General features: G+C 70.3%; 10 protein-coding genes and 1 pseudogene. 7 read left to right on the top strand and 4 right to left on the bottom strand.

Annotation, left to right across the window (positions count from 1 at the left end):
• The 3 genes and pseudogenes from CDO46_RS28405 to CDO46_RS17800 all read left to right on the top strand — a co-directional run.
• A pseudogene (locus CDO46_RS28405) lies at positions 1 to 182 on the top strand (thiamine-phosphate kinase); the annotation flags it as partial.
• Positions 183 to 232: 50 nt separating this feature from the next.
• Positions 233 to 700, top strand: coding sequence for a phosphatidylglycerophosphatase A (locus CDO46_RS17805; RefSeq protein WP_243724689.1), 468 nt, complete (start codon positions 233 to 235; stop codon positions 698 to 700).
• Between the two features lie 14 nt (positions 701 to 714).
• Complete coding sequence (locus CDO46_RS17800) at positions 715 to 1,239, top strand: CinA family protein (protein ID WP_087839820.1); 525 nt, start codon at positions 715 to 717, stop codon at positions 1,237 to 1,239.
• Here CDO46_RS17800 and CDO46_RS17795 read toward each other — a convergent pair.
• Positions 1,227 to 1,979: a MipA/OmpV family protein gene (locus CDO46_RS17795; protein WP_243724686.1), complete on the bottom strand. Its 753-nt coding sequence runs from the start codon at positions 1,977 to 1,979 to the stop codon at positions 1,227 to 1,229. The two genes, CDO46_RS17800 and CDO46_RS17795, sit on opposite strands and share 13 nt — an antisense overlap.
• Positions 1,980 to 2,192: 213 nt before the next feature.
• On the opposite strand from CDO46_RS17795, the gene CDO46_RS17790 reads away from it, so the two are divergent.
• Both CDO46_RS17790 and CDO46_RS17785 read left to right on the top strand, forming a co-directional pair.
• Positions 2,193 to 2,855: a response regulator transcription factor gene (locus CDO46_RS17790; protein WP_087839819.1), complete on the top strand. Its 663-nt coding sequence runs from the start codon at positions 2,193 to 2,195 to the stop codon at positions 2,853 to 2,855.
• Positions 2,852 to 4,204, top strand: a complete 1,353-nt coding sequence (locus CDO46_RS17785; RefSeq protein ID WP_087839818.1) for an ATP-binding protein — start codon at positions 2,852 to 2,854, stop codon at positions 4,202 to 4,204. Before CDO46_RS17790 ends, CDO46_RS17785 begins: the two co-directional genes overlap by 4 nt.
• A gap of 15 nt (positions 4,205 to 4,219) precedes the next feature.
• Here CDO46_RS17785 and gcvA read toward each other — a convergent pair whose 3' ends face one another.
• Positions 4,220 to 5,137 (bottom strand): transcriptional regulator GcvA, encoded by a 918-nt coding sequence (gene gcvA / locus CDO46_RS17780; protein ID WP_087839817.1) that lies wholly within the window; start codon positions 5,135 to 5,137, stop codon positions 4,220 to 4,222.
• Positions 5,138 to 5,279: 142 nt separating this feature from the next.
• On the opposite strand from gcvA, the gene CDO46_RS17775 reads away from it, so the two are divergent.
• Complete coding sequence (locus CDO46_RS17775; protein ID WP_087839816.1) at positions 5,280 to 6,002, top strand: RraA family protein; 723 nt, start codon at positions 5,280 to 5,282, stop codon at positions 6,000 to 6,002.
• A 75-nt stretch (positions 6,003 to 6,077) separates the two neighbouring features.
• Positions 6,078 to 7,064, top strand: coding sequence for a tripartite tricarboxylate transporter substrate binding protein (locus tag CDO46_RS17770; protein ID WP_087839815.1), 987 nt, complete (start codon positions 6,078 to 6,080; stop codon positions 7,062 to 7,064).
• A gap of 27 nt (positions 7,065 to 7,091) precedes the next feature.
• Here the strand turns inward: CDO46_RS17770 and pyrF are convergent, their stop codons facing one another.
• Positions 7,092 to 7,919, bottom strand: coding sequence for an orotidine-5'-phosphate decarboxylase (pyrF, locus tag CDO46_RS17765; protein WP_087839814.1), 828 nt, complete (start codon positions 7,917 to 7,919; stop codon positions 7,092 to 7,094).
• Positions 7,920 to 8,005: 86 nt separating this feature from the next.
• Complete coding sequence (locus tag CDO46_RS17760; protein ID WP_087839813.1) at positions 8,006 to 8,398, bottom strand: diacylglycerol kinase; 393 nt, start codon at positions 8,396 to 8,398, stop codon at positions 8,006 to 8,008.
• Positions 8,399 to 8,453: the final 55 nt, after the last annotated feature.

Below are 8,453 nucleotides of genomic sequence, written 5' to 3'. Positions count from 1 at the left end.
TGGCCGAGGCGGCCGCGCGCGCGGGCGTGGCGGCCACGCGCATCGGCGCGGTGGACGCCGGCCCCGGCCTGCGGGTGGTGGACGCCGGCGGCATGCCGGTGCCGGACCTGCCCCGAGCGGGCTTCGATCACTTCCCGATGCCGGTCGATCCGGCGGCGGGCTCCTTGCCTGAGACATCATGACCGACATTTCCTCCGCCGGCCCGGTGCCGGCGAGTCCCAGCTTCGGCTGGATGCGCGCGCGCCTGTCGCGCACCATTGCCTTCGGCCTGGGCAGCGGACTGATCCGCCCGGCGCCGGGAACCTGGGGGACGCTGCTGGCCTGGGCGCTGTGGCAGCCCTTGACCATGGTGCTGGGGGCGCCGTTGCACCAGGCGATCTTCCTGGCGGCGGCATTCGTCGTGGGCATCTGGGCCTGCGACCGCACGGGACGCGACCTGGGCGTGCCCGATCATGGCGGCATGGTATGGGACGAGATGGTGGCCTTCTGGACCGTGCTGTGGCTGATCCCGGATTCCGTGGTGTCGCAGGCCTTCGGCTTCCTGCTGTTCCGCCTGTTCGACATCCTCAAGCCGCCCCCCATCGGCCATTTCGACCGCCGGCTCAAGAACGGCCTGGGCGTGATGTGGGACGACATGATCGCCGCGTTCTACGCGCTCTTGGTCTGCGCGCTGTACTGGCGTATCGTCGCTCAGGCCTGACCGGGGAGATCGACATGTTCGACCAGGAATCGCTAGATCTGTCCGCCGCCTTGGGGGGCGCCCTGCAGCCGGCCGGCTGGATGCTGGCGGCCGCCGAATCCTGCACCGGCGGGCTGGTGGCGGGGCTGGTCACGGCCGTGGCCGGTTCCAGTGCCTGGTTCGACCGGGGGTTCGTCACCTATACCAACGCGGCCAAGGTGGCCGAGCTGGGGGTGCGGGAAGACACGCTGGCCGCGCATGGCGCGGTCAGCGAACAGACCGCGGGCGAGATGGCGGCCGGGGCGCTGAAGGCGGCGCGGACGCAAATGGCGGTGTCGACGACCGGCATCGCCGGCCCCGGCGGCGCGACGCCGGGCAAGCCCGTGGGCATGGTGTGCTTCGGCTGGGCATGGACCACGCCCGAAGGCATGCGGGTACGCACGGCCACGCATCTGCTGGCGGGAGACCGCACCGCCGTGCGCATGCAGGCGGTGAAGATCGCGCTGCGCGGCGTGCTGGAAGCGCGGGCGCTCGCGGCGGGGCCGCTTCAGAACGAGTAGGCCAGGCCCACGCTGCCGAAGGCGGCGGTTTTGCGCTCGACGATGGGGCTGTCGGCCGCGTCGCCCATCAAGGTCTGCACGCCCAGCAGCGTGACGACGCGCCAGCGCTGGTCCAGCCGGTAGGTCCAGAGCGCGAAGGCCGAGCCCGAGCGCAGGCCCGAGGACGGCCGGTAGGCCGCAAGTCCCGCGCCGCTGTGCGAGGATTGCTCGGGCGTCACGCCGAACCAGGTCTGCATGTGATCGCGGTTACCCCATTCCAGGCCGGCGCCGACCTGCACATCGTGCTTGCCGCCCTGCCAGATGGCGTAGGAACCGCGCGCGGCCAGGGTGCCGCCATAGCCGCTCTTGGCCGCCTGGGTGTAGGACAGCGACGCCCGCCATCTGCCGGGCGCCCAGTCGGCGAACACGCCGTACTGGGCATGGGCATCGATGTCGCCCAGGCCGGACAGCCTGTCGGACCGGCTTTCCTTGCGGCCCAGGCCGAAGCCGGCGCGTACTCCCACGCTCAGGCCGGGGGCGACCTCGGTCTTCAGGCCCAGCCCGGGCAGCCCCTGGCTGTTCGAGATGAAGAAGGGGCCGCGCTGGAAATTGAGGATGGGCGCCGGCAGTACGCGATAGCTGTCGGCGCCGGGATAGGCCGGGATGACGGCAATGCCGCCGCCCACGAGGTCCTGCCCGACGGCGGGCTGCATGGCGCCCAGCAGGAAGCAGAGGCAGAGGCTGCGCGGATCCTGGATCATATGGCTGGCTCCTGGAACCCGCCGCCGCGGGCGGTTCCGAATGTGGACATGAAGGCGGCGGCCAGCCCGGCCCGGGCATGAGCGCGAACCAGCCGCCACCGCGAATTCTGGGCGGGGCGGTTTAAGAACTTTTTAAAATCGGGCGACGATACTGGCCTGCGCCGGCCGACACGGCTGCGCGCGCCACTTATCCGAACCAACGGGAAACCGATCTTGCGCATCCTGCTCGTAGAAGACGACGCCATGCTTGCCGATGCGCTCGTCACCGCGCTGGGCCAGCACGACACCGCGGTCGAATGGGCTCGCGATGCCGCCGCGGCGCGGCTGACGCTGATCGACCACGACTACGCGGCGGTCCTGCTCGACCTTGGACTGCCCGGCGGCTCCGGGCTGGGCGTGCTGGCCGCCATGCGTGCGCGCTACGACACGACACCGGTCATCATCATGACCGCGCGCGACCGCCTGAGCGACCGCATAGGCGGCCTGGACGCGGGGGCCGACGATTACCTGGTCAAGCCCTTCCAGGTCGACGAACTGCGGGCCAGGCTGCGCGCCGTGCTGCGCCGCAGCCTGGGACGCGTGGCCCCGGTGCTGCGCAGCGGCGACGTCGAGCTCGATCCGGCCTCGCGCTCGGTCGCCTGCCGGGGACAGCCGGTCGCGCTCAGCGCGCACGAATACCGGACGCTGCTGGCGCTGATGGAAAAGGCGGGCAAGGCCTTGTCCCGCACGGCGCTGGAGGAGGCGGTCTACGGCAGCGACGGCGTGATCGAAAGCAATACCGTGGCGGTCTACGTCCATCAATTGCGCCGCAAGCTGGGCGAGGACCTGATCGAGACCGTGCACGGCTACGGCTACCGGTTGCGGGAGGCGCGATGAGATCGCTGCGCGCGCGCCTGTTGACGGGCATCGTCGCGACCATGCTGCTGACCTGGGCGGGGTCGTTCCTGTGGTACCGGGCCGAGGTCACGCGCGAATCGAGCGGGGAATGGGACGCCGCGCTGCGCGAGGTGGCGAACCTGACCCTGTTGTCGCTGCCGGTCGGGCTCGAGAACAACGTCGCCGAGCGCGGTTTTTCGCTGCCGGGCGAGCAGCGGCTGGACACTTCCCAGCTCAAGATGACCTTCCAGGTCTGGAACCTGGCGACCGGCGGCAGCGTGCTGCATTCCCCGGCCGCGCCCGGCCGGCCCATCGTGCCGGACATGCGTGACGGCTACGCCACCACCCTGGTGGGGGGCGAACCCTGGCGCGTGTATGCCGTCTCGGACGCCAGCAAGCGGATACAGGTGCAGGTGGGCAAGCCGCAGTCGCTGCTGCGCAAGGAGCTGCACGAGCGCCTGACCCGCGGGTTGATGTTCGTCGGCATACTGGCCTGCATGCTGGCCAGCGTCGTCGGCTGCCTGGTCCAGTGGTCGGTCCTTCCCGTCACGCGGTTGTCGCGCCGCATCCTGCAGCGGCGCCCCACCGACCTGCAGCCGTTGCCGGCCAGGGAACTGCCGGTGGAACTGCGTCCGCTGGTGGAGTCGTTCAACGGCCTGCTCGGACGGCTGGACGAGACCATGCAGAACGAACGGCGTTTCCTGGTCGACGCCGCGCACGAGCTGCGCACGCCGCTCGCGGTCCTGACGGTGCAGACCGAGAACGCCCTGCGGTGCCAGGATCCCGTGCAGCTGCGTGCCGAACTGGGCAAGCTGCTGGCGACCACGCAGCGCAGCGCGCGGCTGTCCGAGCAGTTGCTGGACATGGCCCGGCTGGATGCCAACGGTTTCGGCGAAGACGACGTGGAACTGCACACCGTGGTGTCCGTGATCGCGCGGGACTTCGAGACGGGCGCCGCCGAGCGGGGCCAGCGCATCAGCCTGGACACCGAGGACTGCCTGGTGCGCGGCCGGGTCGATCCGCTGGGCATCCTGGTGCGCAACCTGGTCGACAATGCGGTGCGTTACGGCGGCCGCGACGCGCACATCGCCGTGGCCTGCCGGCGCGAAGCCGGCGGCGTGCTGCTGACCGTGGCCGACGATGGCCCCGGCGTGCCCGAGTCCGAGTACCGGCGCATCTTCGACCGCTTCTACCGCGTGGCGGGCACCACCGAACGCGGCAGCGGCATCGGCCTGTCGCTGGTCGCGCAGATCGCCGAGTCGCACGCGGCATCCATCCAGGTCGGGACCGGCCTGCGCGGGCGCGGCCTGGGCGTCCGGATACGGTTCCCGTCCGTGCGGACCGCCTGAGCCGGCACGCTTGCCTCAAGCCCGGGGCGGTGCGCGCCGGGCTTCGTCCGCGCGGGCCTCGGCCAGGATCCAGTCGCGGAACGTGCACAGATGCGTGTCGTACTGCAGCCGCTCGGGATAGATCAGGTAGAAGGCGTTATCGATGGGGACGCGCAGGCCGAAGGGCGCGACCAGCCTGCCCGCCGCCAGGTCCTCGGCCACGAGCGCATGCTGCCCCATGGCCACGCCCAGTCCCTCCAGCGCCGCCTGGTAGGCCAGGCTGACGCTTTCGAAAGTCATCCCGCGATCCGGGTCGATGTCCCCCGCGCCGGCGGCCTCCAGCCAGGTCGGCCAGTACTCGGGCCGGGCCACCGATTGCAGCAGCGTGTGCCGGGCGAGGTCGCGCGGATGGGCGAGCGGGGCGCGCCCATCCAGCAGCCGGGGGCTGCACACCGGCAGCAGTTCGATGCCGACCAGGAAGCGCGAGATCACGCCGGGCCAGTCGCCGCGGCCCATGCGGATGGCGACGTCGGCGTCGTGCTCGGTGAAGTCCACCGGCTTGAGCGAAGTGGTGAAGATGGCGTCGCGGCCAGGATTGGCGGCGTGGAATGCGGGCAGCCGCGGCACCAGCCAGCGCATCGCGAAGGTCATCGGACACCAGATGTGCAGCGGCTTGTCGCGCACGCCCTGCATGGCGCGCTGGGTAGCCTCGCCGATATTGTCGAACACATCGTTCAGGTCGTCCAGGTAGCGCCGGCCCACCGCCGTCAGCCGCACTTCGCGGTTGACCCGCTCGAACAGCCGGGCTCCCAGGAATTCCTCCAGGACCATGACCTGCCGGCTGACGGCGCCGGGCGTCACGTGCAGTTCGCGCGCGGCACGCGTGAAGCTCAGGTGGCGCGCCGCCACCTCGAAGGTGCGCAGCGGATTGAGCGGGGGCAGGCGAGTGGCCATCTCTATGAGTAAAAGTCAATCATATTGACTATAAATCGATTGATGCATATTGGGAAAGCGATGAGAATTTTTCACACATGAAGACCGCCGCCGCGGATAGGCCGCAGGCGGCGGCGCGCCTCATTCCTCACGGAGACCACGCATGACCAAGACGCTGCTGGGCAAGATCGCCCCGGAACGGGTAAGGAGCCTCGACATCGAGCGCCCGCCCAAGGACCTGATCGAGGGCTTCAAGGCGCTGGGCGACGCCACCGGCATCGTGTCGGACGTCATGGACCACCTGGGCATCGCCGGAACGCTGCCCGGCTCGCTGCTTCGGCCCACCATTCCCGGCGCCACCATCGTCGGCCCGGCCATGACCCTGCGCAACACGGTCATGACCGGCCATCCGGTCGACAACGCGCGCGCCCACCGCAACGGCATGGCCGAGATCGAGGCCCACAACATCGCGGAGCAAGGCGACGTACTGGTGATCGAGGGCGTGCCCGGGCTGTCGAACATGGGCGGCATCTCGGCCCAGGTGGCCAAGCGCCAGGGCGAGATCGGCGCCATCGTGTCGGGCGGGGTGCGCGACGTGGCGCATTCGCGCCGCGTCGGTTTCCCGGTGTGGGCCACCGAAGTCTCGCCCATCACGGGCAAGTGGCGCATCGAGACGATCGAGATCAACGGCCCGGTCCAGATCGAGGGCATACGCGTCAATCCCGGCGACCTCGTGGTGGCCGACGACACCGGCGTCTGCTTCATTCCCCGCGATCGCGCCCGCGAAGTGCTGGAGCTTTCGCGCAAGCGCGCCGCCGCCGAGGACGCGCGCTGCGATGCGATCGATCGCGGCGTTGCCATCCGCGACCTGCCGTCGGCCAGTTGAGCCGCGCGCCGGCGGTATCGCGCCGGCGACCCCGCCGCCCCGGCCACGGCCGGGGGGCCACCAGGAGACACCAACGTGCAAAGACATTCCCTCAAGCGTGGGCGGCCGGCGCTCGCCTGCGCCGCCGCCGCGCTCTTCAGCGCCGGCGCCTGGGCGGCCCCGGATTATCCTACCCAGCCCATCCGCCTGATCGTGCCTTTCGCGCCCGGCGGCGGCACCGACATGATCGCGCGTGTCGTGGGCAAGAAACTGGGCGAGCGGCTGGGCCAGCCCGTCATCGTGGACAACCGCCCGGGCGCCAGCGGCATCATCGGCGCCGAGGCCGTGGCCCGCTCGGCCCCGGACGGCTACACGCTGCTCATGGCCACGACCGCGATCAGCTCGAACGGCAGCCTGTACAACACGATTTCGTATGACCTGAAGAAGGACTTCGCGCCTGTCTCGCAACTGGCCAACGCGCCCGCCGTGCTGGTGGTGAATCCCGGCCTGCCGGTGGCCTCGCTGCAGGAACTGATCCGCTATGCCCGCGAGCGGCCGGGGCAGGTCAACTACGCTTCCTATGGCGTGGGCACGGCGCCGCATCTGGTGGCCGAACTGTTCCAGCAGAGCAGCGGCACCAAGCTCTACCACGTGCCCTACAAGGGTGGCGGCCCGGCCGTGCTGGCGACCTTGTCGGGCGAGACCCGGCTGCTGTTCCCCAGCCTGGTGCCGGTGATGAACCACATCCGCAACGGCAAGCTGCGGGCGCTGGCCGTGGCTTCGGACAAGCGTTCCCCCAGCCTGCCGGAGGTGCCCACTTTCCGCGAAGCCGGGATGGAATTCGAGACCGGCACCTGGTTCGGCATCGTGGCGCGCGGCGGCACGCCGGCGCCCATCGTGGCACGGCTGCACAAGGAAATCGTCGCGCTGCTCAATGACGCCGACGTGCGCAAGTCGATCTCGGACGAGGGGGCGGAGGTCGTGGCCAGCCCCACGCCCGAAGCCTTCGGCAAGCTGATCCAGGCCGAGGCGGACCGCTGGGCCAAGGTGGTCCGCACCGCCGACATCAAGATCGAGAAGTGACAGGGGCTTTCGTCCCGCAACGGGGACCTAGCTGCGGCCGGGGCGAAAGCCGTTGATGGCGTCGCGGGTCTCGCGCGCCACGCGCGCCGCGGCCTCGCGCCAGTCGTCGCCGCCGCTGGCGTACAGGATGGCGCGCGACGAATTGATCATCATGCCGGTGCCCGCGGCATTGCATCCCGCTTGCACCGTGGCCTGCACGTCGCCACCCTGGGCGCCCACGCCGGGCACCAGCAGCGGCATGTCGGCGCCGATGCGGGCGCGCACCGCCGCCAGCTCGGCGGGGAAGGTGGCGCCCACCACCAGGCCGAGCTGGCCGTGGCGGTTCCATTTCTTCGCCACCAGGTCGGCCACGCGCAGGTAGAGCGGCTCGCCGCCGGCTTCCAGGAATTGCAGGTCCGAACCGCCGGGGTTGGAGGTGCGGCACAGCACGATCACGCCGCGATCCGGCCAGGCGAAATAGGGTTCGATCGAATCCGAGCCCATGTAGGGGCTGACCGTGACGGCGTCGGCGCCGTAGCGCTCGAAGGCCTCGGCGGCATACTGCTCGGCCGTGGAGCCGATGTCGCCGCGCTTGGCGTCCAGCACCAGCGGGATGTCCGGGTGGTGTTCCTTGATGTGCCGGCACAGCGCCTCGAGCTGGTCCTCGGCGCGGCGGGCGGCGAAATAGGCGATCTGGGGCTTGAACGCGCACGCGTAGGGCGCGGTGATGTCGGCGATGGCGCGGCAGAAATCGAAGATGCGGTCGGCCCGTCCGCGCAGTTCGGCGGGAAAGCGGGCGGGATCCGGGTCCAGGCCGACGGTCAGCAGGGAGTCGGACGCGGCCCAGGCCTGCGTCAGTTTGCGGGTGAAAGACATGGTGCGAGGGGAACGGAGTCGATCCGACATTGTAGGATCATCCGGCCAGCGGCGCGAAACGGCCCGCCGCCCGCCGTGGGAGCGGGTCAGGCCAGCAGCCGGCCCGCCAGCACGTGTATCCAGAGCCCCGCCGAGAACAGCAGGGACAGCATCACCGCGGCGCTGCCCAGGTCCTTGGCGCGGCCCAGCAGCGGGTGGGTTTCCACCGACAGGGCGTCGGCCAGCGCTTCCACCGCGGAATTGAGCAATTCCACCACCAGCACCAGCAGCATGCTGAACAGCAGCAGCAGGACTTCGGTGGTGTCGCGGCCCAGCCAGACCGCCGCAGGCACCAGGATGACCACCAGCGCGACTTCCTGGCGGAACGCGGCTTCGTATTTGAGCGCGGCGCCCAGGCCCTGCAGCGAATAGCGCCAGGCGCGGAAGACCCGCTGGAGGCCGCCGGTGCTCTTGTAGGGAGAATGCTGTTGATCGGTCATCGGAGCGGGGTAGGGAAGGGTCGGCCGCAGGATACAGCGAAACGCGTCCGCGGCG

Source organism: Pigmentiphaga sp. NML030171, assembly GCF_002188635.1.
GTDB lineage: Bacteria > Pseudomonadota > Gammaproteobacteria > Burkholderiales > Burkholderiaceae_B > Pigmentiphaga > Pigmentiphaga daeguensis.
Note: the sequence above shows the minus strand (reverse complement) of the source record. Positions and strands in the feature narration are given on the sequence as shown.

Excerpts from the sequence above, each read along its gene's own strand:
- CDO46_RS17805 (WP_243724689.1), top strand. The coding sequence starts at position 233 with ATGCGCGCGCGCCTGTCGCGCACCATTGCCTTCGGCCTGGGCAGCGGA.
- CDO46_RS17800 (WP_087839820.1), top strand. The coding sequence starts at position 715 with ATGTTCGACCAGGAATCGCTAGATCTGTCCGCCGCCTTGGGGGGCGCC.
- CDO46_RS17795 (WP_243724686.1), bottom strand. The coding sequence starts at position 1,979 with ATGATCCAGGATCCGCGCAGCCTCTGCCTCTGCTTCCTGCTGGGCGCC.
- CDO46_RS17785 (WP_087839818.1), top strand. The coding sequence starts at position 2,852 with ATGAGATCGCTGCGCGCGCGCCTGTTGACGGGCATCGTCGCGACCATG.
- gcvA (WP_087839817.1), bottom strand. The coding sequence starts at position 5,137 with ATGGCCACTCGCCTGCCCCCGCTCAATCCGCTGCGCACCTTCGAGGTG.
- CDO46_RS17775 (WP_087839816.1), top strand. The coding sequence starts at position 5,280 with ATGACCAAGACGCTGCTGGGCAAGATCGCCCCGGAACGGGTAAGGAGC.
- pyrF (WP_087839814.1), bottom strand. The coding sequence starts at position 7,919 with ATGTCTTTCACCCGCAAACTGACGCAGGCCTGGGCCGCGTCCGACTCC.
- CDO46_RS17760 (WP_087839813.1), bottom strand. The coding sequence starts at position 8,398 with ATGACCGATCAACAGCATTCTCCCTACAAGAGCACCGGCGGCCTCCAG.